We start from the raw sequence: 23,662 nt of genomic DNA on the forward strand, positions 1-23,662 counted from the left end.
AGCCCGCTCAGGATCAATCAGCGCCATGCGCGGTAATCGCAAGACAGGCTCGATCTGCCCGATCTCTTCCGGCCTGGAGCGCTTCAAATACCCGTCGATGCTACAGGCTTTTGAGTTCCAGGCGGGATGCCAATAAATCCAGAAATGCCCGAACCTTGGCCGAAGATGACCGGCCTTCCTGCCACAAGGCATGGATCGGCACCGGTGCCGGCTCGAATTCCGTCAAAACCAGTTCGACGAGACCGTCGTCGACCAAATGTCTTATCTGCCACAGAGGCGAGAAGCCCAAACCCAGTCCGTGGATTGCGGCGGCATAGACCGAGGTCATCAGATTGGAGCGAAAAGCGCCTGCGACCTTCACGGTCCGGGGTTTCCCGTCGATCTGAAACGTCCATTCACCTGGACGCTCGTTAGCGGTTCTGATGATGCAACTGTGCTCACTCAGCTGGAAGGGATGGGCCGGCCGGTCGCACCGCGCGAAATAGGAAGGCGCGCCGAACACAACGCGCCGCAACGCTCCCAGGCGTTTGGCTTTCAAGTTGGAATCCGGCAAATCGCCGATGCGTATTGCCAGGTCGAGACCTTCGGCGCCAAGATCGGCAAATCCATCGGAAAGTTGAAGATCGACCTCGACCCGGGGAAATGTCCGCATGTATTCCGCGATGACAGGCATCAGGACGTTCGGGCCAAACAGAACCGGCGCCCCGATGCGCAGGACGCCTGCCGGCTCCGATCGTTGATTGATCGCCTGAAGTCTTGCGTCGTTTATTTCGTCGACCGCGGGTTTGATCCGGTTGAAAAAGGCTGCTCCGACTTCACTTGGTGTCGAGCGACGCGTTGTCCTGTGGATCAGCTCGACGCCGACTGATTGCTCCAGTGCCGCCAGGGACCGGCTGACCGACTGCAGCGAGCGGTTCAGCCGATGTGCGGCAGTCGTCAGACTTCCATGCTCGACGATCGCGATGAAAGCCTCGAAATCGTCCATCCGGCTCATGCATTCTCCCGACATTCGACATAATATATCGCAAAAACGGGTAATTGTAACGACAATTGCGACGTCGTACCTCTCTGCAAGTTGTCCCGCGAGGACAGGCTTGATGGAAGGAAATCGTCATGCAAGTAGCCAATCCAACTGTTCTGGTTGTTGGTGCCACAGGCCGAGTTGCGGGACTTGTCGTGCCTGAACTTGTCCGCCGCAATGCCAATGTTCGAGCGCTCGTTCGCGACCCTGCGAATGCCGAAAAGGCCCGGAAGGTGGGGGCATCCGAGGTTGCGACAGGAGATTTGCGAAATCGTCAGAGCCTCGAAAGGGCGGTCGCGGGCGTCGACGGCGTCTTTCACATTGGGCCGGCTTTTGCTCCCGATGAAGCAGCCATGGGCGTTGCCATGGTTGAGGCCGCCACGCGAGCAGGAGTTCGAAAGTTCGTCTTCTCGTCGGTGATCCAGCCTACCAATACGCGACTGAAGAACCATGCCAGCAAGGTGCCTGTCGAGGCTGCTCTCTACTCGACGACGATGGAATATACGATTCTGCACCCTGCCAATTTCATGCAGAACCTCGCAGCGGCCTGGCCGTCCGTCGTTGAACATGGTGTTTTCTCGGAACCGTTTCCAAAGACGGCGAAGCTGGCCCGCGTCGACTACCGCGATGTCGCTGAGGTGGCGGCGATCGCCCTAACCGAAGCGCGATTGTCCTACGCGACCCTCGATCTGTGCGCTGACGGCATGCACAGCCGGGAAGACATCGTTGCGATGATGAGTGAGGAACTTGGCAGACCCATCTCTTCTGGTGAGCCGACATTTGGCGAGTGGGCGGCCGAGGCACGCCTTCCCTACAATGACCGCCAAATGCAGGTGCTGGCCAAAATATACGCCCACTATGCCCACTATGGCCTTGGCGGAAACAGTCTGACATTGCGCGCCGCCCTGGGCCGCGAACCGCGTTCGTTGCGCGGCTTTATTCGAAACCTTGCCCAGCAAATGGCGCAGGCCGCCTGACTGCGCCCAGCCGCGCATACTTCCACTTTTCGAGAAGGAGATAGGTGATGCGACCGTCATCCCACAAGGTTTTGAAATCGAGGAAGCTACCGGCCTCCTACAATGCGCTGGTAATGCCATTCGTACTTTCCATCCTGATGTCGTGCATTGTTTCCGCGGTAGCGACGCTGATCAATGCGGGCTGGACAACCGGTTTCGTGGCGACCTGGCCGTATGCATGGGGAGCATCATGGCTAGTGGGCTTTCCAAGTCTGCTGCTGGTCTTGCCGATCGTGCGCCGTATCGTTGCGGCAATTGTCGATCAGCCGACCTCGTAGGCCTTGATTACGGAGTCCGACATGCCAAACAAGAACGGCCCTTGCGGGCCGCTTTTACCTTCGACTGACGGCTCGCAGCGCCATTGTCGACTTCCGCGACCAGATACCTGTCTTCATGCGGGCAGCCTTCATGCGCGCCGGCCCTCATGCCGATCGTCGTCCGAGCCTGACTCCCGAGCGCTCTCAAATGCAGCCGGCCAGCTTGCACTCTTGGCAAGCTCCTATCCTGGCCCGTCCGTCACATCGGGCCGGGCATCATCTTGGTCGGTTTTTCCAGCATCGGAAACTCTGCCTTGCTGCATTTCACGTTCGGGTTGGTCGGACTGAACATGCCGTTCGGATTGTCTCTGAACAGCCAGGCATGAAGGTCGTAGTGGACGAACTCCCTCGGAATGAGCGGATAGTGCCCTTCCATCGGTCCCATGAAGGTCTGGCCAAATAGTTTTGGAGGTTCCTTGGTGTCTGGCGTCAGGGGCACCAGCCATTCCACGCCAACCAATTTCAAGCCTTTCTTGGTCGGCTCGTAGATCAGCACATTGGGGCGCATCGGATCGAGTTTCTGACCGACACTCGGGACGTTGACGAAATGGATGCCCATAGCGCCCTTCGGATAGTCCATTGCGCCCTCGATCCTGTCCCCGCTGTAATAGACGCACCCGACAGTCGACAGATAAAGGTCGCGGACGGCGACCGTGTAGTCTTCATATTTGGCGAGCGATTCCTTCAAAGCTTCGATGTCGGCTTTGTTGGCGTCCTCGGCTCGAGCCGTGGCCGCTGCGCACCAAGCGGAGACCAGACCTGTCAAAATGAGGACGCCGCAACGCCCAAGACGAGCTGTTCTTGTCATGCATTCCTCCCAGATTTCCTATCTGGCCGTGCAGGACCGGGGCCGACTAAGTGACTGCGCGGCCGTTTGTATCGCCCCATCCCCTCTGGAACCGCACCAATGCTAATCCCTTCCAAGGCCTCCGGAAAGGAATTATTAGAAATCTCTAATGCGTTAGACCTTTTGACGGACCACAGGAGCCCAAAAAGAAAGCGGCCCCTTGCGGGGGCCGCCTTCGCATTTCGATGCCGAACAATTCAGGTCAGCGGCGAAAGCTGGATCTCGACGCGCCGGTTCTGCGCACGGCCGGCCGCCGTTCCGTTGGACGCGATCGGACGGGTCTTGCCGAATCCGGTGACGGCGAAGCGGCGCGAATCGACACCTTGGCCTGAGAGATAGTTGGCGACCGCCAATGCGCGGCGCTGCGACAGATCGAAATTGTGTTCGTCGCCGCCGGTCGAATCGGTATGGCCGAACACGTCGACCGTGGTCTGCTTGAACTTCTTCAGCACCAGCGCAACCGAGTTCAGCACCTGGTAGAAGCCGGGCTTCACCGCATCCTGGTCGACGTTGAAAGTAATGTCGGACGGCATGTTGAGGATGATCTGGTCGCCGGTGCGGGTGACGCTGACGCCGGTGCCTTCGAGCTGGCGGCGCAGTTCAGCCTCGTTCTGGTCCATGGTCGCGCCGATGGCGCCGCCGGCCAGCGCGCCGATACCGGCACCGATCAGCGCGTTCCGGCGGTCATTGCCGCCGGCAAGCAGGCCGAGGCCCGCGCCCGCCAGGGCGCCAAGGCCGGCGCCGGCTGCGGTGTTCGAAACCTTCTGCTCCCCGGTGTACGGATCGGTCGTGGTGCAGGCACTCACCAGCACAGCCGTCGCAACGGCGACGAGCACAGTCTTTTTCATAAGGATCGTCCCTCTCCAAAGCGCGGCCTTTGCGGCTCGCGCATATAAGCCCTTCTCCGGTCTTGTAACATGAAATGCGGCGAAAAACCGAGCGGCGAAAGCGGCTTTTCCCCGCTCGCGCCACTCTTCCGCTTCGGTGGCTGGTGCTGGCCTACCAGAGGTTCTTGCCGTCAATGACGACCACCTCGACCTTATCGAGGTCGAAATCGTCGAACAGCCGCGAATTGACTGATATCTTGGGATTGTCGAAGTCCGGTTTGCCGGTTGACCAGTCCGGCGTTTCGGTGAAGGTGCCGCAGCCACAAATGGCGCAAAACCCGTGTTTGACGGTCTTCGATCCCCATTGATAGAAGGAAACGTTTTCCGGCGAGCTGGTGAGCTTGAATTGCGACGGAACGTAGTAAGCCCACAGCGAACCGCGCTTGGAGCAGAACGAGCAGGTGCATTGTGTTACCGTCTCGGGCGCCTGCGAAACCTCGAACGTCGTCGCCTTGCAATGACAGCTGGCCTTGATGGTCATGAAAAGCCTTCCTCTCCGTTGCCCGCCACCCATGCGGCAAGGCACCATAAAGGAAGGCTCCTGACAACTGTCTGTCAGCAGGCTCCGGTCGACCGAGCCGACCGGCGCTCTGGCTAAAGCGGGCCCGTCGTCACCTCCCAATCGTCGTCACCTGCCGATATAGGCGGCCAGTTCGTCCGGCGTCCCGTTTGGGAAAGCCTGTTTCAGAAAATCCAGGAATGCCGACACGCGCGCGCTGAGCAGCCGCCGCGACGGGTACAGCGTCCATAGAGAAATTTCGGGGCCGTCAATATCCCCCCAATTCACCAGTGTGCCGTCAGCCAGGTCGTGGGCCACCAACGAAATGGGAAGCCGTCCTGCGCCGATTCCGGCTCGCACCGCATCGCGGACCATGATGAGTGTCGACAAGGCGAGGATCGGCTCGATTCTAAGTGTTGCCCAGCCACCTGGTGTCTTCACCTGCCATGTTTGCCGCTCGCCTGTCCCGCGCGCAACGCCAGGAGCGGCGAGCCCATCGGTCGGGCGAGGAAGGTCCGGGCTCGCCACAACGACCAGGCGGTCGCGGAGAAACGCCCGTCCGACCAGGCTTTCATCGGGATCCGGATTGACCCGGATTACCAGATCGTAGCCTTCCTCGATCATGTCGACATGCCGGTCTTCGGTGGTCACTTCAAGCCTCACCTCAGGATACCTCAGGGCAAATCCCGCAGCGATCCTCCCCATTGCAGTCTGCGAAAAATGCAAAGGCGCGCTGATCCGCAATCTGCCCTTGGGTCTCTGACCGCCCGAGGCAATCGCCGATGCCGTCTCGTCCAGTTCGGCAAGCAACGCCCCCGTCCGCTCGAAGAGCGCCCGTCCTTCTTCGGTCAGCTTCAGGTTACGCGCACCCCGTTCGAACAGACGCAGATCGAGACTGCTTTCCAATTCGCCAACGCGCCGGGACAATGTTGCTTTGGGCCGGCCGGTGGACCTTGCCGCTTTGCCGAAGCCGCCATGGCGAGCCACGAGGTTAAAATCGGCAAGGGCTAAAAGATCCATGACTGTCCCAGCAGCGAGACGACGTGTCTAAAAATGCCGTCTACTGGGGTCTTTGTGAGCCACACATATTGGGGCTGTAAGCAACCCAACAGGAGAAATTCCATGACCATTCTCGTTACCGGCGCCACCGGCAATATCGGCCGCCAAGTCGTCGAACAGCTCGCCAAGCGCGGCGCCGATGTGCGTGCTCTCGTGCGCGATCCGTCGAAAGCCAGTTTTCCGGCAGGCGTATCCGTCGCGCAAGGCGACTTTCTCGATGTCGATTCGCTGCGCAAAGCCATGTCTGGCGTTTCCACGCTGTTTCTCTTGAACGCCGTGGTGCCGGACGAATTCACCCAGGCTTTGATCGCCTTGAACGTCGCCCGATCGGCCGGCATCGAGCGGATCGTCTATCTCTCGGTGATCCACGCTGACGTCTATGTGAACGTGCCGCATTTCGCGGGCAAGTTCGGCGTCGAGCGAATGATCGAACACATGGACTTCAAAGCTACGATCTTGCGCCCGGCCTACTTCATCCAGAACGATCTGACGGTCGAAGACGTCATCACCGGCTACGGCACCTACCCAATGCCGATCGGACCCAAGGGTCTCGCCATGATCGACGCCCGCGATATCGCCGAGATCGCCGCCCTTGAGCTGCTGCGTCGCGAACAGTCCAAGGAGCCGCTTGCGTTCGAGCGGATCAACCTCGTCGGTCCGCAGACACTGACCGGGACGGATATTGCCGCAATCTGGTCAGACGTACTCGCCCGCCCGATCAGCTACAGCGGCGACAATACGGAGGGTTTTGAGCAAAATCTCAAGCAGTTCCTGCCCGCCTGGATGGCCTACGACATGCGCCTGATGGGCGAGCGTTTCTTCACCGACGGGATGCTGCCCGAGGCCGGCGACGTCGAGCGCCTGACGGCACTTCTGGGTCGCCCACTGCGCCCGTATCGCGACTTCGCCTCAGCACTCGCTGCTTCCGTCTGACGCAAGCGCCTTCAGCACCAAGGCCGGCCTTCCGATGAGAACTGCCAACAGAACTCAGTAGGAACGCGGTGGCACGAACAGGCAGATCGTCTTGCCTGCGTCGAGGCCGGCCTGGTGCGCGCACCAGTGGAAATCGCCGTCGGGTGAATCCTTGACCCGCTTGTCGCTCATCGGAACGACCTCCCCCGTTCCGGCGATGACATAGCCCTCCGGCTTTTCCAGCACCTCGCCGGTATGGGTGGTGCGGCAGTCGTAGTTTGCGCAGCAGGCGAAGGGATAACTCCAGCCTTGCGGCTTCGCCGCCGTAGGCTTGGCGTCATGGGCGAAGGCGGGTGCGGTCAGCACCGCCATCGCAAGCATCGCGATGGCAAAGATCGGGGTCACGAACAAGGAAAACAGGAGTCGGCCAGCCGGTTGAACGGCTCTAGCCGATCGGAGAGTGGCAGCAGACATGGAAGCGTTCCTTTCAAACGAGCATCAAGCGTTTCGCTTGCCCGTTCCCGGAACGTGTCTTCCCAGTGGCCGGATCGTCAGGTCGCAGATATGCCGCGTCCGGCCATAAATGCTTTTTCTCTTCCAGCCCTCGGATGCTGGGCTGATTCCTAGGCCGGCGCAAGAAGTTGCTGCGCGAGGCCGCACAACTACGCCGCTATCTGCAACCGCTGACGAGATCCAAGGCCAGGCTCAACTCCCGGCAGACGGGCAACGAAACAACGGGATTGGCCGTATGTGGTTCCAGCCTATGCGTCGCCTGGACCGGCGATCACATGCCCTTCATATTGCGGCAAGTCGTCGGCGATGGTGAACCATGGCGCCTTGGAGCCGACGAAGATGTGCGCGGTCGGCCGGATCGTCGGATCGTCAACCAGCGTGCCCATGGCGACATGGACATAGGCGCCGTCGCGGACCAGCGAATACAGCAACGAGCCGCAGCGGCTGCAATGCGCATCGTGGCCGCTGTCGCCGAAATGGATGAGTCCGTGATGCCCTTCGGCAAGGGCAAGTTTCTCGCGCTCGATGCCGGCGAAAGGCTTGAAGGCGGAACCTGTGGTGCGCCGGCAGTTTGAACAATGGCAGTTGGCGGCATAGACGAACTCGTCCGCCACTTCATACTGGACCGCGCCGCAAAAACATTTGCCGGTGAGCCTGCGACTCATGGTTCCTCCTTCGCTCCCCGCCCAGGGATATGTCAGAACAAAGTCAGGCCGAGTCGAAAGTGGCGAAAGCGCAGGAATCAGCCATTCGCAGCCCGGCCTCAGCTGGATATGGACATATCCTAGTCGAGGTCGGCCACGGCTTCACCGGCACCGCCCTCGATGCGCTGCGACAACGAGGCTTCCATGAAGTCGTCGAGGTCGCCATCGAGCACGCTCGACGGGCTGGTGCTCTCGACGCCGGTGCGCAGGTCCTTCACCAACTGGTAGGGCTGCAGCACATAGGAACGAATCTGGTGACCCCAGCCGATGTCGCTCTTCGACGCTTCTGTGGCATTGGCCACCGCTTCGCGCTTCTTCAGCTCTTCCTCGTAAAGGCGCGAGCGCAGCATTTCCCAGGCCTTCGCCTTGTTCTTGTGCTGCGAGCGTTCGGCCTGGCAGGCAACCGCGATGCCGGTGGCGATATGGGTGATGCGAACCGCCGAGTCCGTGGTGTTGACGTGCTGGCCGCCCGAACCGGATGAGCGGTAGGTGTCGATGCGTACATCGGATTCCGAGACGTCGATCTCGATCCTGTCATCGACGACCGGGTAGACCCAGACGCTGGAGAAGGACGTGTGGCGGCGCGCATTGCTGTCATAGGGTGAAATGCGGACCAGGCGATGAACGCCCGACTCGGTCTTCAGCCAGCCATAGGCATTGTGGCCCTTGATCAGGAGCGTGGCGGACTTGATGCCGGCTTCTTCGCCGTCATGGACTTCCAGCACCTCGACCTTGAAACGGCGCCGCTCGGCCCAGCGCGTATACATGCGCAAAAGCATCGAGGCCCAGTCCTGGCTCTCGGTGCCACCGGCGCCGGCATGGACTTCGAGATAGGTGTCGTTGGCGTCGGCCTCGCCCGACAGCAGCGTCTCTACCTGGCGGGCCTTGGCCTCGCCCTGCATCGAGCGGAGGGCGGCTTCCGCCTCGGCGATCACGTTCTGGTCGCCCTCTTCCTCACCCAGTTCGATCAGGCCGATATTGTCCTCCAGCGCCTGGGTCAGGCTTTTGACGCCGGCGATCCCGTCTTCGAGGCCCTGGCGCTCGCGCATCAGCTTCTGCGCTTCCAGCGGTTCGTTCCAGAGGCTGGAATCCTCGGCCCGCACGTTCAGGTATTCAAGCCGCTTTATGGCCTGATCCCAGTCAAAGATGCCTCCTCAGCAGGGTGATCGCCTGCCTGATCTCGTCGACAATGTTCTGCGTTTCCGCGCGCATGGCTGGTTGTTCTGTCCTGTTTTTGAAGTGGCGCTTGGGTCGGCGCGATACATAGGCACGGCATTGCTGCCTGTAAAGCGAAATGGGCCGGCTCAACAAGCCAGCCCATTCGACGTAAAAAATCAGGTCGTCAGTAGAGTCCGCCGCCGGGTGCCTGGATAGCTTCCGTAGCCTGCGGCGATAGCGGTCCGCCGGCGCCGTTGGACCCGTCGGCGCCCATGCCGATCACCCAATAGCTGTCGGCGGGGCCGGTGCCGGGCTTGAAGGCTTCGATGATGGTGCCGGGATCGCCCGACGCGGCACGCATGCCGGTCTTGCGGTTGATGGCGACCAGGTTCATGCCTTCCGGCACCTTGAAGTCGACATTGGGCGTGCCGTCCAGCGCAACGCGCATGAAGTCCTTGAAGATAGGCGCCGCCAGACCACCGCCGGTGGCGCCATGGCCGAGACCGCGCGGCGTGTCGTAACCCATGTAGAGGCCGACGACGAGGTTCGGCGTATAGCCGATGAACCAGGCGTCCTTCTCGTCATTGGTCGTTCCGGTCTTGCCGGCGATGTGGCGGCCAAGCTCGGCGATGGTGGCGCCGGTGCCGCGCTGGACCACGCCTTCCATCATCGAGGTGATCTGGTAGGCCGTCATCGGATCGAGCACCTGCTCGGAATTGTCGACCAGTTCCGGTTCGGGCTGGTTGTTCCATTCGGGCGCGTTGCAGCCTTCGCAGCCGCGCTCGTCCTGCTTGAACACGGTCTTGCCGTAGCGGTCCTGGATGCGGTCGATGAGCGAGGGTTTGATCGACTTGCCGCCATTGGCCATGATCGAATAGGCCGACACCATGCGCATCACCGTCGTCTCGCCGGAGCCCAGCGCCATCGGCAGATACGGCGCCAGATGGTCGTAGACGCCGAACCTCTCGGCATATTCCACCACCAGCTTCATGCCCATGTCGTTGGCGAGCCGCACCGTCATCAAATTGCGCGACTTTTCGATGCCGGAACGCAAGGTAGCGGGGCCTGCCACCGTGCCGTCATAGTTCTTCGGCGTCCAGGTCGTAGTGCCGCTCTGGATGGTGATCGGTCCGTCCATGATCACCGAGGCCGGCGTATAGCCATTGTCGAGCGCGGCCGAATAGACGATCGGCTTGAAGGACGATCCCGGCTGGCGCATCGCCTGCGTGGCACGGTTGAACTCCGACTGCGCATAGGAGAAGCCGCCGACCATGGCCAGCACGCGGCCGGTATGTGGATCCATGGCGATCAGGCCGCCCTCCACTTCCGGCACCTGGCGCAGCGTGTAGGCGCCTTCCGACCCTTCGTTCTTCTGCACGAAGATGACGTCGCCGGGCTGCAGTACATCGGCCGGAGACTTGGCCTTGACCGTCTTGCCATCGACCACATGGCGCATGGCAAAGCTCATGTCTTCCTTGCTGACGGCGCCTTCGATGCGTTCCTTGACGATATCGCCCGAAATCTGCCGCGTCGGCTGCAGGCCGATGGAAAGGCCGGTCGCCGAGCTGTCGAGCACGACGGCAAGCGACCATTCCGGCACGTCTTCCAGCCCCTTGACGTTGCCCAGCGCCACGCCCCAGTCGCCGGAGGCATCGATATGCGTCACCGGTCCGCGATAGCCGCGCAGCGTGTCGTATTTGAGCAAGCCGTTCTGCATCGACTTGCGGGCGATGAGCTGGATCTTCGGATCGAGCGTCGTGCGCACCGAAAGGCCGCCCTCATAGAGCGCGTTCTCGCCATAGCGCGAGATGATCTGGCGGCGCACTTCCTCGGTGAAATATTCACCCGCAAACAGATAGGAGCCGTTACGACGCGGCGTCACGCCGAGCGGCTCGGCCTTGGCCTTGTCGCCTTCCTCGCGCGTCACGTAGCCGTTCTCGACCATCTGGTCGATGACCCAGTTGCGGCGCTCGATGGCGCGGTCGGCATGCTTGAAGGGATGGTAGTTGTTGGGCCCCTTCGGCAGCGACGCCAGATAGGCGGCTTCCGCGACCGTGAGTTCGTTGACCGACTTGTCGAAATAGGTCAGTGCCGCGCCCGCAACGCCATAGGCGCCGAAGCCGAAGAAGATTTCGTTGAGATAGAGCTCAAGGATGCGGTCCTTCGAATAAGCCTGCTCGATGCGGAATGCCAGGATCATCTCCTTGATCTTGCGCTCGTAGGTCTGGTCCGAGGACAAGAGGAAGTTCTTCGCCACCTGCTGGGTGATGGTCGAGGCGCCGACCTGGCGCCTGCCCGAACCCAGATTCTGCAGGTTGACGTAGATGGCGCGGCCAAGCCCGGTGATGTCGATGCCGGGATGGTTGTAGAAATTCTTGTCCTCGGCCGACAGGAACGCCGCCTTGACCCGGTCCGGAACCGCCTGGATCGGCAGATAGAGCCGCCGTTCGCGCGCATATTCGGCCATCAGCGAGCCGTCGGAAGCATGGATGCGGGTCGTCACTGGCGGCTCGTACTTGGCCAGGACCTCATAGTCGGGCAGGTCTTTCGACAGATGGCTGATGTATATCGCCACGCCCGCGGCGACCATAAGCGCCAGCGTCGTGCCGATACCAAAGAAATAGCCGATAAGACGAATCATGCCCGCTCCAGTCCGAGGTCCGGGAATTTCCTAGACGAAGCCGCCTTTCGCGCAAGCCTTCGCAACTGTCCCGATCCGTGATGGAAAACCCATGTCGCCACCATGTGGGCAAAATACGGCAGTGCCCGGTTTCGGCATCCCCCACCTGAAATAAAAGCGCCTGGTGTTGTCGTCGTGCAACGCTGCCTCCGGTCGTGGGCGGCGGCGACCATCTCAGCCTCCGGTTCCCGTTCCCATCTTGGCGGAGGCAAACAGGGCGACGGCGTTGGTGATGCTCTGCGCCGCCTTGCCGCGCCAGTCGGCGTCGAGCAGTTGCGCTTCATCCTTGGCGTTGGAGAGATAGCCGAGTTCCACCAGCACCGACGGCACATCGGGCGCTTTCAGCACTTTGAAACCGGCCGAACGCTGCGGATTGTTGATCAGGCCGACGCTGGTGGACAACTGGCCGACCAGAGTGTGGGCAAAGCTCATCGAGAAATTATGCGTCTCGCGGCGGATCAGGTCGATCAGTATGTCGGTGACTTCCTTGTTGTCGTCCTTGATCACCATGCCGGCGAACTGGTCGGAGAGGTTTTCACGGTCGGCAAGCGCCTGCGCTTGCGGATCGGACGCCTTGTCGGAGACGGTATAGACGGTGGCGCCTCTGATACCCTTGACGCTGATCGTGTCGGCATGGATCGAGATCAAAAGGTCGGCCTCGTGCTGACGGGCGATGCGCACGCGGTCATCGAGCCGCAGGAACTCGTCGGAATCGCGCGTCATGAACACGTCGTAGTTGCCGACGGCGGCGAGCTTGTCGCGCAGTTCGGTGGCGAAGGCCAGCGTCACGTTCTTCTCGATGGTGCCGTTGAGGCCTTCGGCGCCACCGTCGATGCCGCCATGGCCGGGATCGATGACGATGGTGAAGCGATGCCCGGGATTGGAGATCGGCCCTGTGCCGACCCTGGAGCCCTTGTCGGTGGAGACGGTCGAGCCGGTGGTCAGCGCCTGGTTGGCAAGGGCTTCGTCGAACTCGCGGTCGGAGGCTGCCGACACGTCGATGGCGATGCGATAGCCTGCGCCGTCCTCGTTCTTGAGCACCTCGAGCTTGTCGACCGAGAACGGCCCCTTGCCGGTCAGGATCAGCCGCGATCCCTCGCCCTGATCGCCATAACGCACCGCCTTGACCAGGCCGCGGGCCTTGGCGTCCTTCGCGCCAATGGCGAATCGGGTGCGCGGCAGGTCCACGACCAGCCGGTTGGGGCCGCGCAGCAGGAACCATTTGATGTCGGGCTCGCGGTCGAAATCGATGACGATGCGCATCTTGGTTGCGTCGCCGGCCATCTTGTAGGCGGTGGCGCCGAGTGGCGCATCGGCGGCGCGTGAAACCGGCGCAAAAGCAAGGCAAAGCGCCAGCAGCAACAGCACACCGGCAGCGCGCAGGAAACGGCCTGCACGGCCATGGCCCTTGTCTGTGGTGCCCGCCAGTCCCATTTCTTTGCAGTCGCTCCCGGTTTGGCGCCTTGCGCCCGCGTGGTTGGTCGAAATGCCGGTCAGGCCGCAGACTCGATTAACGATTGGTATCCAGAGAAGGTTAACCAAGCCTTTTCATTGAGGATTAAGGCCTGTGCTTCCGTTACGGCACTGCTTTTTGCCGGCATCCGAAATCGGGGTTGCCTTCCACCCCGTCAAATCATAAAAGCGATGGTGGATCACTGCAATCCTGGAACCGCTTCTCCCGCAGCTTCCTGCTACAGGTCAGATGAAAGGCGGCTCCTTTCGCTCCAGCGAAAAGGCTTAGGTGATCGCGACGAATTTCGCAGGTGTGCGCCCGTGGCGGGGGAATCGCCTGCGTGAGGAAAACGGCCGGGTTTGTTCCCGTGCCGGCTCTGTATGAGCAAACAAGCTGGTCCGGTTCGTCCGGGCTTTGGTTCAAAAGGTTCTGCTGGTGACGATGGCTTCAAGCGCAATCATGGAAAGGTCCGCATCAAACCGCGCCATTGTGGCTGCGGGCGGCACCGCCATGGCGCTCAAGCGGCGTCCGGCGGACATTCAGACATCCGGCACCCACATCCCAGACACGCAGCAGCGGGCTTTGCCTCGCAAGCTGCGGCTGACGGCTGCCGGGAGGAAACGAAATAATGCCCAACAAAATGCTGATAGACGCCTCCCACCCGGAGGAAACACGCGTTGTCGTTATCCGCGGTAACCGTATTGAAGAATTCGACTTTGAATCCCAGGACAAGAAGCAGCTCAAAGGAAACATCTATCTCGCCCGCGTAACGCGCGTCGAACCTTCCCTTCAGGCAGCCTTTGTCGAATATGGCGGCAACCGTCACGGTTTCCTCGCCTTCAGTGAAATTCACCCCGACTATTACCAGATCCCGGTCGCCGATCGTCAGGCTTTGCTGCGCGCTGAAGCGCAGGAAGCCGAGGACGAGGAGAACGAGGACAATGACGGCGACGACCGCCAGAGCCGCGATCGCGGCCGGCGCGGCCGCCGGCGCGGCGGCAAGGGTCGTGAGCGCGGCGAACACAAGCGCGACGCCGGCGCCGATGATGAGAACGGCGAACATGGCGATGCCGGCAGCGATGCCGTCTCCGAAGCGCCTGCTTCCGAGCATGCCGCGGCCAATACCGGCGGGCATGACGATCATGCCGGGCATGGCGACAGCGAAGCTTCCGACGCCGAGACATCCGGGAGCGAACCGTCGGAAGGCGGCCCGACATCGATTGCGGCAAGCGTCGAAGCGGATGTGATCTCCGAAGCTGTCCCTGCGGCGGAGCCGGGTGACGAAAGGTCGTCCAGCGAGGCAAGCGGCGAAGCCACCTCCGGGGACAATGACCGCGGCATGCTGGAAGAGGTGCAGTCCTCGCATCCGGACGACCACGAGATCGAATCCGTAGGCGCCGAGGATGCGCTGGAAGAGGTGCGCAGCCGCCGCAAGCCGGTGCGCCGCCAGTACAAGATTCAGGAAGTCATCAAGCGCCGGCAGATCCTGCTGGTGCAGGTGGTCAAGGAAGAGCGCGGCAACAAGGGCGCTGCACTCACCACCTATCTGTCGCTTGCCGGCCGCTATTCCGTGCTGATGCCCAACACCGCACGCGGCGGCGGCATTTCGCGCAAGATCACCAGTGCGGTCGACCGCAAGCGCCTCAAGGAGGTCGTTGCCGATCTCGAAGTGCCGCAGGGCATGGGCGTCATCCTGCGCACCGCCGGCGAAAGCCGCACCAAGGCGGAAATCAAGCGCGACTACGAATATCTGATGCGGCTTTGGGAAAACGTCCGCAATCTGACGCTGCAATCCACCGCCCCTGCCCTCGTCTATGAGGAAGGCAGCCTGATCAAGCGCTCGGTGCGCGACCTCTACAACAAGGATATTGACGAGATTCTTGTCTCCGGCGAGGAAGGCTACCGCGAGGCCAAGGATTTCATGCGCATGCTGATGCCGAGCCACGCCAAGGTCGTTCAGCCGTTCCGCGACACGACGCCGATCTTCGTGCGCAACGGGATCGAGGCGCAGCTCGACCGCATGCTGCAGCCGCAGGTGACGCTGAAGAGCGGCGGCTACATCATCATCAACCAGACCGAGGCGCTGGTCGCCATCGACGTCAATTCGGGCCGCTCCACCAAGGAGCACTCGATCGAGGACACCGCTCTCCACACCAACCTTGAAGCGGCGGAAGAAGTCGCCAGGCAATTAAGGCTGCGCGATCTCGCCGGCCTGATCGTCATCGACTTCATCGACATGGAGGAGAACCGCAACAACCGCTCCGTCGAGAAGCGGCTGAAGGATCACCTCAAGAACGACCGAGCCCGCATCCAGGTCGGCCGCATCTCGCATTTCGGCCTGATGGAGATGTCGCGCCAGCGCATCCGCGCCAGCGTGCTGGAATCGACCATGAAGCCCTGCCCGCATTGCGGCGGCACCGGCCATGTGCGCTCCGATTCGTCGGTGGCGCTGATGGTGGTGAGGGCGATCGAGGAATTCCTGCTCAAGGATTCGCGCAGCCACATCACGGTGCGGACCCCGGCGGCGACCGCTCTCTATGTGCTCAACCACAAGCGCGGCACGCTGGTGGAACTCGAAAGCCGCTTTGGCCTGACCATCACCGTCGAGGCCGATGATACGGTCGGTGTGCAGCACTACGCGATCTTCCGCGGCGCCATTGCCGAAAAGCCGGAAGGCTTTGTCGAAGCGCGAACCTTCCCGGCCTATGTCGAGCCGGAAGAGCCGAGGACGAGATCGTCATCGAGGAGGAAGACGACGAGGTTGTGGTAAAGGCCGAGCAGCCGCGCCAGGCGCAGCCGCAATCGCAGCAGCAGCCGAGATCGGCTGAGGACGGCGAAGGCCGCGATCGCAAGCGTCGCAAGCGCCGCAGGCGGCGCGGCGGCAAGGATCGCGAACGCGAACATGGCGATCGCGAGCATGGCGCCGAAGGTGCTTCGGTTTCGGCGGCAAGCGACGACTTTGCCGCTGAACCAGGCGATGACGATGCAACACAGCAAGACGAAGCCCAGGTTGGCGCCGTCGAAACGGTGGAAGCATCAGATGACGCCCAGGGCAAGAAGCGCCGTCGCGGCAAGCGCGGCGGCAAGCGCAATCGTCGCGAAGACGGCACGGAGACCGAAGCCGGCGAAACCGCCTCGGTGGCCGAGGCCGCTGAAGTCGGAACGGCCGCAAGCGAGCCCGTAGCAGCCGTAGCGGTTGAAGAAGCAGCGGCTCCCGCCGCGGCGAACGACGACGCTCCAGCCGAAAAGCCGAAGAAGAAGCGCGCTTCAAGGGCAAAGAAGGCTGTGGTGGAAGTCGCCGATGAGACGGCGGCCGAGGCTGCACCGGAGGCTGCCGTCGAAGCAGCCGCCCCGCTGCGGCCGATGCCGCCACGGAAACGACCGTCGACGACGAGCCCGCCAAGGCTCGCCCGTCACGGCGCAAAGCCGTGGCCGCGGATACCTCCGCGGTGCCGGTGGTTTCCTCCAGCGTTGCCGACGAGGCAAAGGCCGAGGAAAAGCCGAAGCGCGCCGGCTGGTGGCAGCGGAAGGGCTTTTTCTAAGCTATTCAGCCGATTAAGATAGGTTCCTGACAAAAATCCCGCGCCGTTCAAACCACGGCGCGGGATTTTTGCATGCGCGAATGACGGAAGGCGTCAGGGGGCGAAAATCGACCAGTTCATCATCCTGGCCAGTTTTTCCAAGGCGATCGACCCCAGCTTGGAATTGCCGTTGGCGTTCAAGCCCGGCGACCATACGGCGAGCGAAGCAACACCCGGCACGATCCCCAATATGCCGCCGCCGACGCCGCTTTTGCCGGGAATGCCGACACGGAAGGCGAAATCGCCGGAACCGTCATAGTGGCCACAGGTCAGCATCATGGCGCCGATGCGCCGCGCCCGCTCGGCAGACACCACGGAGTGCCCGGTTGCCGGGTTTCTGCCGCCATTGGCGAGGAAGCGGCCGGCCAGCGCCAATTGCCGGCAGCTCATGGCGATGGCGCAATGGTGGAAGTACACGCCCAGCGCCAGCTCCGGTGCATGGTTGAGATTGCCGAAGGATTTCATGTAGTTGGCAAGCGCGAAGTTGCGATAGCCGGTGGCGCGTTCGGAAGCCGCGACCTCGCGGTCGATGATGATCGCTTCGTCATCGGCAAGGAACTGGATGAAGCGCAGGATTTCGCCGATCGCCTCGCGCGGCTGGTGGCCGGCAAGCAGTATGTCGGAGACGACGATGGCGCCGGCATTGATGAACGGATTGCGCGGAATGCCGTTCTCATGCTCGAGCTGCACGATCGAGTTGAACGGATTGCCCGACGGCTCGCGTCCGACACGCTGCCACAGCGCGTCGCCGACATTGCCGAGCGCCAACGTAAGCGTAAACACCTTGGAGATGGACTGGATCGAAAACGCCTGGTCGGCGTCGCCGGCGACCAGCACGCGGCCGTCATTGGTCACGGCGGCAATGCCGAATTTGTTCGGATCGACCTTGCCGAGCTGCGGAATGTAGGTGGCGACCTCGCCGCGATCGGAGCGCTCGGCCATCTCGGCGGCGACGTCGGCCAGCGCTTGTTCAAGATCCGGCATGCTCGTCCCCGCTATTTCAGCCAGCGCTCGATGCGCGCCAACGCCTCGACCATGTCGTCATGGCTGCCGGCATAGGAAAAGCGCATCGTGCGGTGTCCGGCCAGCGGATCGAAATCGCGACCGGGCGTCGCCGCCACATGCGCTTCGGCCAGCATTTTGCGCGCAAAGGCCATGCTGTCATTGGTATGCCGGGTGACATCGCAGAAAGCGTAGAAGGCGCCGTCCATCGGCGCCGCCAAGGGAAATCCGAGTTCCGGCAGGCGCCGCATCAACAGCTCGCGGTTCCAGGCATAGCGCGCCTTCACCGCTTCCAGCTCTTGGGTCGCCTTGAAGGCCTCGATCGCGGCGATCTGCGACAGTTCCGGCGGCGAGATGTAGAGGCTCTGGGCGATGCGCTCGATCGGCCTCACCAGAGCTTCCGGCAGCACCATCCAGCCGATGCGCCATCCGGTCATGCAATAATATTTCGAGAAGGAATTGATCACCGTCACGCCTGAGCCATGGGCCAGCGCCGTGGTGTCGGGCGCGGCATAGGCCAGCCGGTGATAAATTTCGTCCGATATCACCGCGATGCCGAGTTCTTCGGCTGTCCTCACCAGTGCCGACAACTCGTCGACGGGAATGACCGCACCTGTCGGATTGGCCGGGCTGGCGAACAACACACCCTTCAGCGGTTTTTCCCGGTGCGCCGATTTCAAATGTTCGGCATGAAGATAGGCGTCGCTGCCGAGCTCGATCTCGACGATCTGGATACCGAGCGCGGCCATGATGTTGCGGTAGGCCGGATAGCCGGGTGCTGCGATGGCGACGCGGTCGCCGGGATCGAACATCGCCAGGAATGCCAGATTGAAGGCGGCCGACGATCCCGTGGTCACGGCGATCCGGTTCGGCGCGACATCGATCCCGTAATGGTCGCCATAATGCGTGGCGATCGCCTTGCGCAGATCCGCCAGACCGAGCGTGTCGGTATAGCCGATGCGTCCGATCCTCAGCGCATTTGCGGCTGCTTCCCTCACGCCCACGGGTGCCGGATCGGATGGCTGGCCCACGGCCATGGACACGACAGGCACGCCCGTCGCCTTCAGCCGGTTGGCTTCGGCCAGAATGTCCATGGCGTGAAACGGCTCGACTTCACCGCGGCGCGACAGCGAAACTACCATTTGACCTCAATCTTTCCGTCCGGCCCGCCGCTCAAAGCCATCAACCGGCGGCAGCGCCGCACAAATGCCCGATTGATGTGAGGATCACAAGTTCGCCTAGTTTCGGTGCCGTGACTTTTCATCGTTCGCCCGCTCGTTTACCAGTGGACCTCATGCTGAGCCGACCCAAATCGACAATGTCCAAATCTTCCATGGGGAAGACAGCGCGCGGCTTCGCGACGCTTTTGCTTGCCGCCGCCGTCGCTGTCACCGGCTCGGTGACGGCCTTCGCCCAGGCGGTGCCGGTCGTGCGCGATGCCGAGATCGAGGCGCTGGTGCGCGACTATGCGCGGCCGATCTTCAAGGCGGCCGGTCTTGCCAATGACGGTGTCGATATCGTTCTGGTCAACGATCAGAGCTTCAACGCCTTCGTTACCGGGCGCCGGCTGTTCATCAACACCGGCGCGCTGATGCAGGCCGAAACGCCCAACGAGATCATCGGCGTCATCGCCCATGAGGCCGGCCACATCGCAGGCGGCCATCAGCAGAAATTGCGCGACCAGCTCGAGCGCGCCAAGACCATGGCCATCATCGCCACGCTGCTTGGCGCCGGCGCCATCGTTGCCGGCGCCACCACCAACAGCCGCGGCCTTGCCGGCGCCGGCATGGGTGTCGCCGCGGGCGGCGGCGAGATGGCGCAGCGCAGCATTCTTGCCTACCAGCGCACCGAAGAGTCGACCGCCGACCGCTCTGCCATCACCTATCTCAATGCCACCGGCCAGTCCGGCATGGGCATGCTGAAGACCTTCGCCCGCTTCCAGAGCGCGCTGTCGCTTTCCGGCACGCAGGTCGATCCCTACCGCATCAGCCACCCGATGCCGCAGGAGCGCATCGCCAATCTCGAAGTGCTGGTCAAGCAGAGCCCTAACGTCGACAAGGTCGATCCGCCGGCACTGCAGCAGCGGCACGACATGATGCGCATCAAGATCGCCGCCTATATGGGCGGCCAGGCCGCGGCCACGCGGCTGATCCGCAAGGCCCCGGGCAGCCTCGCCTCGCGCTATGGCGAAGCGCAGATGGCCTATCTCTACGGCAATCTGGGTGCGGCGCTGACCAAGGCCAATGCACTGATCAAGGAACAGCCGAAGAACCCCTACTTCCAGGAAATGCGCGGCGACATACTGATGAAGGCCAACAAGCCCAAGGACGCCGCGGACGCCTATGCCAAGGCGGTCAGCCTCGATCCGATGAGGTCGGGCCTGTTGCCCGTTTCTCTCGGCCAGGCGCTGATGGCCATCGGCACGCCCGATTCGCTGAAGAAGGCGGTGGTGCAGATCAACAACGGCCTCGGGCGCGACAAGGAAAACACGGTCGGATACCGCTATCTCGCCCAGGCCTATGGCGAGCTTGGCAACATTCCGGCGGCGGAACTCGCCACCGCCGAGGGCCATTTCTATTCCGGCGATTACACGAATGCGAAAATTTTCGCCATGCGCGCGCAAAAGGACTTGAAGCGTGGCGAACCCGGCTGGATTCGGGCGCAGGACATCATAAACTACAACCCTTCAGGCAAACTCAAGAAATGAACCTTCCGGTCGCCCGCGGCGACTAGGATAGACCGGAACCGGTAAAGAGGATGAGACGATGAACAAGGCAATATTGCTCGGCACGACGGGAGTGGCGGCTGCTCTTGCCATGCTCGCTTTCGGGTTCGTCGCCGGCAGTCCGCAGGTGGCCAAGGCCGGCACGGCGCAGACCGTGCAAACCGCCTCTGCCGACACCAAGATCGATCGCACTGAGATCGAGGGCATTATCCGCGACTATCTCCTGAAGAACCCCGAAGTGCTGCTCGAAGTGCAGGAGGCGCTCGAGGCCAAGCAGAAGGAAGAGCAGCGCATAGCCAGCCTCGGCGTCATCGAGAAGGCCAAGTCCGAGATTTTCAACTCGACCTTCGACGGCGTCGTCGGCAATCCGAAGGGCAAGGTCACCATCGTCGAATTCTACGACTACAATTGCGGCTTCTGCAAACGCGCCATCGACGACATGCAGGCTCTGACAAAGGCCGATCCGGAACTGCGCTTCGTGCTCAAGGAATTCCCGATCCTCGGGCCGGATTCGCAAAAGGCCAGCGTCGTCTCGATGGCTTTCCACCTGATGCATCCGGAGAAATACGGCGAGTTCCACAACGCCCTGCTCGGCGGCCAGGGCCGCGCCACCGAGGCGGCGGCCATCAAGGTTGCGCTGTCGCTAGGCGCCGATGAGGCAAAATTGCGCGAGAAGATGAAGGATCCGACCATCACCGAGGCTTTCTCCAAGACCTTCGACCTCGCCAACAAGCTGGCCATCACCGGAACGCCTTCCTACGTGGTCGGCAATGAGGTGGTGTTCGGGGCGCTCGGCCAGGAAGTGCTGGCTGAAAAGATCGAGGCGGCGAAAGCCGCGCTCTGATCTTGCACGCGAGCCTATTTCTCACGGGCACATTTCCGCCTGTTGTGGACAGTGAAAGATCGCACTTGTGCTCTTTCCGCGGGCGGCTATGCCCATTATAGAAGGCCCTGCGCGCCGGCTTGAGGCCGGCGTCGGAAAAGGTCGGCATTTTTGAAAACGATTTTCGTCCTGAACGGCCCCAACCTGAACGCGCTCGGCAAGCGCGAGCCGGGCATCTATGGCGGCAAGACGCTTGCCGCGATCGCCGACGACTGCAAGCAGGCGGGCGCCGCGCTTGGCCTCGAGATTGATTTTCGCCAGTCGAACCATGAGGGCGACCTCGTCGACTGGATCCAGGAAGCCGGCGACAAGGCAGCCGGCATCGTCATCAATCCGGGTGCCTACAGCCACACCTCGATTGCCATTCACGACGCCATCCGCGCTGTCGCGCCGCTGCCCGTCGCCGAAGTTCACCTCTCCAACATCCACGCGCGGGAACCATTCCGCCACGTCTCCATGGTCGCGCCGGTCGCTGTCGGCATGATCTGCGGGTTCGGGCCGCTTGGCTACTCGCTGGCGCTGCAGGCGCTGGCGGCACGCCTATGACCGGCCCACAAACAGAAGGCTCGAAAATGTCGATAAAGAAGACCGGTGTTGACCAGCAACTGATCCGCGATCTCGCGGGCATACTGAATGACACCAATCTCACCGAGATCGAAGTCGAGCTCGGCGACCTGAAGGTGCGCGTGTCGCGCCAGGCGCCGGCCGTCCACGCCATCGCCGCCCCGCAGGCCGGTTATGCTCCGGCAGCGCAGCAGCCCGCGGCGGGCGCGGCTGCCGCACCAGCAGTGGCCGACCCGTCCAAGAACGCGGTCCCCTCGCCGATGGTCGGCACCGCCTATCTCGCGCCCTCGCCCGACGCCAAGGCCTTCATCGAAGTCGGCCAGAAGGTCAAGGAAGGCCAGACGCTGCTGATCATCGAAGCGATGAAGACGATGAACCAGATCCCTTCGCCGCGCGCCGGCACGGTGACGGCGATCCTGTTCGAGGACGGCCAGCCGGTCGAGTACGGCATGCCGCTCGTCGTGATCGAGTAGAGCGGGCCGGATGTTCCAGAAGATCCTCATCGCCAACCGCGGCGAAATCGCGCTTCGGGTGCTGCGCGCCTGCAAGGAACTCGGCATCCAGACCGTGGTCGTGCATTCGACCGCCGACGCTGACGCCATGCATGTCAGGCTCGCCGACGAAAGCGTGTGCATCGGTCCGCCGCCGTCGCGCGACAGCTATCTCAACATCCACCAGATCGTCGCAGCCTGCGAGATCACCGGCGCCGATGCCGTGCATCCGGGCTATGGCTTCCTGTCGGAAAACGCCAAGTTCGCCGACATTCTCGCCGCCCACAACATCACCTTCATCGGTCCGTCGGGCGACCATATCCGCATCATGGGCGACAAGATCGAGGCCAAGCGCACGGCAAAGCGGCTCGGCATTCCGGTTGTGCCGGGCTCCGACGGCGCCGTCACCGACCAGAAGGAAGCCAGGCGCATTGCCGCCGAGATCGGCTATCCCGTGATCATCAAGGCTTCGGCAGGCGGTGGCGGGCGCGGTATGAAGGTCGCCCTTACCGAAGCCGATCTCGAGATCGCCTTGCAGACAGCCAGCACGGAGGCCGGCGCGGCCTTCGGCGACGATGCCGTCTACATCGAGAAATACCTGGAAAAGCCGCGCCACATCGAGGTGCAGGTATTCGGCGACGGCGCCGGCCGCGGCGTGCATTTCGGCGAGCGCGACTGTTCGCTGCAACGCCGCCATCAGAAAGTCTGGGAAGAGGCGCCCTCGCCGGCCCTCAACGCCGAGGAGCGCGCCCGCATCGGCAATATCTGTGCCAAGGCCATCGCCGACCTCGGCTACTCCGGCGCAGGCACCATCGAATTCCTGTACGAGAATGGCGAGTTCTACTTCATCGAGATGAACACGCGGCTGCAGGTCGAGCATCCGGTAACGGAGGCGATCACCGGCATCGATCTCGTCCACGAACAGATCCGCGTCGCCTCCGGCGGCGGGCTTTCGGTGCGCCAGGAGGACATCAAGTTCAACGGCCACGCCATAGAATGCCGCATCAATGCCGAGGACCCGCGCACCTTCACGCCTTCGCCCGGCACGATTACGCATTTCCATACGCCTGGCGGTCTCGGCATCCGCGTCGATTCCGGTGTCTATTCCGGCTACAAGATCCCGCCCTATTATGACAGCCTGATCGGCAAGCTGATCGTGCACGGCCGCAACCGCGTCGAATGCATGATGCGGCTGCGCCGGGCGCTCGACGAGTTCGTCGTCGACGGCATCAAGACGACGCTGCCGCTGTTTCGCGACCTGGTCGGCAATGCCGATATCGCCAATGGCGACTACGACATCCACTGGCTGGAAAAGTATCTGGCCAAAGAGGAATAGCGCCCGACTTGCCG

The 23,662-nt window shown here is 62.2% G+C and carries 20 protein-coding genes and 1 pseudogene; 9 read left to right on the forward strand and 12 right to left on the reverse strand.

Annotation, left to right across the window (positions count from 1 at the left end):
* Positions 1-100: 100 nt before the first annotated feature.
* On the reverse strand, positions 101-994 hold the full coding sequence (locus NLY33_RS21755) for a LysR family transcriptional regulator (protein ID WP_023691233.1): 894 nt from the start codon (positions 992-994) through the stop codon (positions 101-103).
* 119 nt (positions 995-1,113) lie between these two features.
* Here NLY33_RS21755 and NLY33_RS21760 point away from each other — a divergent pair, with 119 nt between their 5' ends.
* Together NLY33_RS21760 and NLY33_RS21765 are read left to right on the forward strand one after the other, a co-directional pair.
* Entirely contained in the window at positions 1,114-1,998 is an 885-nt protein-coding gene (locus NLY33_RS21760) for an NmrA/HSCARG family protein (RefSeq protein WP_023691232.1), read from the forward strand.
* Positions 1,999-2,045: 47 nt separating this feature from the next.
* Positions 2,046-2,315 (forward strand): DUF2798 domain-containing protein, encoded by a 270-nt coding sequence (locus NLY33_RS21765; protein ID WP_023667468.1) that lies wholly within the window; start codon positions 2,046-2,048, stop codon positions 2,313-2,315.
* Between the two features lie 238 nt (positions 2,316-2,553).
* Here the strand turns inward: NLY33_RS21765 and NLY33_RS21770 are convergent, their stop codons facing one another.
* The 4 genes from NLY33_RS21770 to NLY33_RS21785 form a co-directional block, all read right to left on the reverse strand.
* A complete protein-coding gene (locus tag NLY33_RS21770; protein WP_023708481.1) occupies positions 2,554-3,162 on the reverse strand; it encodes a hypothetical protein in 609 nt (202 codons plus the stop codon).
* A 236-nt stretch (positions 3,163-3,398) separates the two neighbouring features.
* The gene (locus NLY33_RS21775) at positions 3,399-4,049 is read right to left on the reverse strand and encodes a YiaD family glycine zipper/OmpA-like lipoprotein (RefSeq protein WP_023667470.1); all 651 of its coding nucleotides are present in this window, start codon (positions 4,047-4,049) and stop codon (positions 3,399-3,401) included.
* 151 nt (positions 4,050-4,200) lie between these two features.
* The gene (locus tag NLY33_RS21780; RefSeq protein ID WP_023667471.1) at positions 4,201-4,569 is read right to left on the reverse strand and encodes a GFA family protein; all 369 of its coding nucleotides are present in this window, start codon (positions 4,567-4,569) and stop codon (positions 4,201-4,203) included.
* Positions 4,570-4,716: 147 nt separating this feature from the next.
* The gene (locus tag NLY33_RS21785; protein WP_023708480.1) at positions 4,717-5,607 is read right to left on the reverse strand and encodes a LysR family transcriptional regulator; all 891 of its coding nucleotides are present in this window, start codon (positions 5,605-5,607) and stop codon (positions 4,717-4,719) included.
* Positions 5,608-5,709: 102 nt separating this feature from the next.
* Between NLY33_RS21785 and NLY33_RS21790 the strand changes: the two genes are divergently transcribed.
* Positions 5,710-6,579, forward strand: coding sequence for an NmrA/HSCARG family protein (locus tag NLY33_RS21790; RefSeq protein ID WP_023708479.1), 870 nt, complete (start codon positions 5,710-5,712; stop codon positions 6,577-6,579).
* Positions 6,580-6,633: 54 nt separating this feature from the next.
* Here the strand turns inward: NLY33_RS21790 and NLY33_RS21795 are convergent, their stop codons facing one another.
* The 5 genes from NLY33_RS21795 to NLY33_RS21815 all read right to left on the reverse strand — a co-directional run bounded on the left by NLY33_RS21795 (position 6,634) and on the right by NLY33_RS21815 (position 13,047).
* The gene (locus NLY33_RS21795) at positions 6,634-7,032 is read right to left on the reverse strand and encodes a hypothetical protein (RefSeq protein WP_023708478.1); all 399 of its coding nucleotides are present in this window, start codon (positions 7,030-7,032) and stop codon (positions 6,634-6,636) included.
* Between the two features lie 287 nt (positions 7,033-7,319).
* Positions 7,320-7,736 carry a GFA family protein gene (locus tag NLY33_RS21800; protein ID WP_023708477.1) on the reverse strand — a complete coding sequence of 139 codons (417 nt, stop codon included), beginning with the start codon at positions 7,734-7,736 and terminating at the stop codon, positions 7,320-7,322.
* A gap of 119 nt (positions 7,737-7,855) precedes the next feature.
* Positions 7,856-8,987, reverse strand: a protein-coding gene (prfB, locus tag NLY33_RS21805) for a peptide chain release factor 2 (protein WP_155921589.1) whose coding sequence is annotated in 2 segments (ribosomal slippage) — positions 7,856-8,920 and positions 8,922-8,987 — 1,131 coding nt in all. Because the reading frame shifts where the segments join, the coding sequence is not laid out codon by codon here.
* Positions 8,988-9,117: 130 nt separating this feature from the next.
* On the reverse strand, positions 9,118-11,574 hold the full coding sequence (locus NLY33_RS21810) for a penicillin-binding protein 1A (RefSeq protein ID WP_023805260.1): 2,457 nt from the start codon (positions 11,572-11,574) through the stop codon (positions 9,118-9,120).
* A 213-nt stretch (positions 11,575-11,787) separates the two neighbouring features.
* Entirely contained in the window at positions 11,788-13,047 is a 1,260-nt protein-coding gene (locus tag NLY33_RS21815; protein WP_023708476.1) for an N-acetylmuramoyl-L-alanine amidase, read from the reverse strand.
* Between the two features lie 647 nt (positions 13,048-13,694).
* Between NLY33_RS21815 and NLY33_RS21820 the strand changes: the two are divergent.
* Positions 13,695-16,608 (forward strand): annotated as a pseudogene (locus NLY33_RS21820) (Rne/Rng family ribonuclease).
* Between the two features lie 93 nt (positions 16,609-16,701).
* On the opposite strand, the gene NLY33_RS21825 reads toward NLY33_RS21820, so the two are convergent.
* Positions 16,702-17,631, reverse strand: a complete 930-nt coding sequence (locus tag NLY33_RS21825; protein WP_023707004.1) for a glutaminase — start codon at positions 17,629-17,631, stop codon at positions 16,702-16,704.
* Between the two features lie 11 nt (positions 17,632-17,642).
* Positions 17,643-18,791 carry a pyridoxal phosphate-dependent aminotransferase gene (locus NLY33_RS21830; protein WP_023707005.1) on the reverse strand — a complete coding sequence of 383 codons (1,149 nt, stop codon included), beginning with the start codon at positions 18,789-18,791 and terminating at the stop codon, positions 17,643-17,645.
* A 152-nt stretch (positions 18,792-18,943) separates the two neighbouring features.
* On the opposite strand from NLY33_RS21830, the gene NLY33_RS21835 reads away from it, so the two are divergent.
* The 5 genes from NLY33_RS21835 to accC all read left to right on the forward strand — a co-directional run bounded on the left by NLY33_RS21835 (position 18,944) and on the right by accC (position 23,648).
* Positions 18,944-20,356 carry a M48 family metalloprotease gene (locus tag NLY33_RS21835; RefSeq protein WP_023707006.1) on the forward strand — a complete coding sequence of 471 codons (1,413 nt, stop codon included), beginning with the start codon at positions 18,944-18,946 and terminating at the stop codon, positions 20,354-20,356.
* Between the two features lie 58 nt (positions 20,357-20,414).
* Positions 20,415-21,218 carry a DsbA family protein gene (locus tag NLY33_RS21840; RefSeq protein WP_023708475.1) on the forward strand — a complete coding sequence of 268 codons (804 nt, stop codon included), beginning with the start codon at positions 20,415-20,417 and terminating at the stop codon, positions 21,216-21,218.
* A gap of 150 nt (positions 21,219-21,368) precedes the next feature.
* Positions 21,369-21,803, forward strand: coding sequence for a type II 3-dehydroquinate dehydratase (gene aroQ, locus NLY33_RS21845; RefSeq protein ID WP_023667485.1), 435 nt, complete (start codon positions 21,369-21,371; stop codon positions 21,801-21,803).
* Positions 21,804-21,829: 26 nt separating this feature from the next.
* Positions 21,830-22,294, forward strand: coding sequence for an acetyl-CoA carboxylase biotin carboxyl carrier protein (gene accB, locus NLY33_RS21850; RefSeq protein WP_023681496.1), 465 nt, complete (start codon positions 21,830-21,832; stop codon positions 22,292-22,294).
* A 10-nt stretch (positions 22,295-22,304) separates the two neighbouring features.
* Entirely contained in the window at positions 22,305-23,648 is a 1,344-nt protein-coding gene (gene accC, locus NLY33_RS21855; protein ID WP_023681497.1) for an acetyl-CoA carboxylase biotin carboxylase subunit, read from the forward strand.
* The last annotated feature ends 14 nt before the right edge of the window (positions 23,649-23,662 follow it).

The organism is Mesorhizobium sp. C432A, from assembly GCF_030323145.1.
Classification (GTDB): Bacteria; Pseudomonadota; Alphaproteobacteria; order Rhizobiales; family Rhizobiaceae; genus Mesorhizobium.

What these genes read in the sequence shown, in the direction of transcription:
- NLY33_RS21755 (WP_023691233.1), bottom strand. Translation starts at nt 994, where the DNA reads ATGAGCCGGATGGACGATTTCGAGGCTTTCATCGCGATCGTCGAGCAT.
- NLY33_RS21760 (WP_023691232.1), top strand. Translation starts at nt 1,114, where the DNA reads ATGCAAGTAGCCAATCCAACTGTTCTGGTTGTTGGTGCCACAGGCCGA.
- NLY33_RS21765 (WP_023667468.1), top strand. Translation starts at nt 2,046, where the DNA reads ATGCGACCGTCATCCCACAAGGTTTTGAAATCGAGGAAGCTACCGGCC.
- NLY33_RS21770 (WP_023708481.1), bottom strand. Translation starts at nt 3,162, where the DNA reads ATGACAAGAACAGCTCGTCTTGGGCGTTGCGGCGTCCTCATTTTGACA.
- NLY33_RS21775 (WP_023667470.1), bottom strand. Translation starts at nt 4,049, where the DNA reads ATGAAAAAGACTGTGCTCGTCGCCGTTGCGACGGCTGTGCTGGTGAGT.
- NLY33_RS21780 (WP_023667471.1), bottom strand. Translation starts at nt 4,569, where the DNA reads ATGACCATCAAGGCCAGCTGTCATTGCAAGGCGACGACGTTCGAGGTT.
- NLY33_RS21785 (WP_023708480.1), bottom strand. Translation starts at nt 5,607, where the DNA reads ATGGATCTTTTAGCCCTTGCCGATTTTAACCTCGTGGCTCGCCATGGC.
- NLY33_RS21790 (WP_023708479.1), top strand. Translation starts at nt 5,710, where the DNA reads ATGACCATTCTCGTTACCGGCGCCACCGGCAATATCGGCCGCCAAGTC.
- NLY33_RS21795 (WP_023708478.1), bottom strand. Translation starts at nt 7,032, where the DNA reads ATGTCTGCTGCCACTCTCCGATCGGCTAGAGCCGTTCAACCGGCTGGC.
- NLY33_RS21800 (WP_023708477.1), bottom strand. Translation starts at nt 7,736, where the DNA reads ATGAGTCGCAGGCTCACCGGCAAATGTTTTTGCGGCGCGGTCCAGTAT.
- NLY33_RS21810 (WP_023805260.1), bottom strand. Translation starts at nt 11,574, where the DNA reads ATGATTCGTCTTATCGGCTATTTCTTTGGTATCGGCACGACGCTGGCG.
- NLY33_RS21815 (WP_023708476.1), bottom strand. Translation starts at nt 13,047, where the DNA reads ATGGGACTGGCGGGCACCACAGACAAGGGCCATGGCCGTGCAGGCCGT.
- NLY33_RS21825 (WP_023707004.1), bottom strand. Translation starts at nt 17,631, where the DNA reads ATGCCGGATCTTGAACAAGCGCTGGCCGACGTCGCCGCCGAGATGGCC.
- NLY33_RS21830 (WP_023707005.1), bottom strand. Translation starts at nt 18,791, where the DNA reads ATGGTAGTTTCGCTGTCGCGCCGCGGTGAAGTCGAGCCGTTTCACGCC.
- NLY33_RS21835 (WP_023707006.1), top strand. Translation starts at nt 18,944, where the DNA reads ATGCTGAGCCGACCCAAATCGACAATGTCCAAATCTTCCATGGGGAAG.
- NLY33_RS21840 (WP_023708475.1), top strand. Translation starts at nt 20,415, where the DNA reads ATGAACAAGGCAATATTGCTCGGCACGACGGGAGTGGCGGCTGCTCTT.
- accB (WP_023681496.1), top strand. Translation starts at nt 21,830, where the DNA reads ATGTCGATAAAGAAGACCGGTGTTGACCAGCAACTGATCCGCGATCTC.
- accC (WP_023681497.1), top strand. Translation starts at nt 22,305, where the DNA reads ATGTTCCAGAAGATCCTCATCGCCAACCGCGGCGAAATCGCGCTTCGG.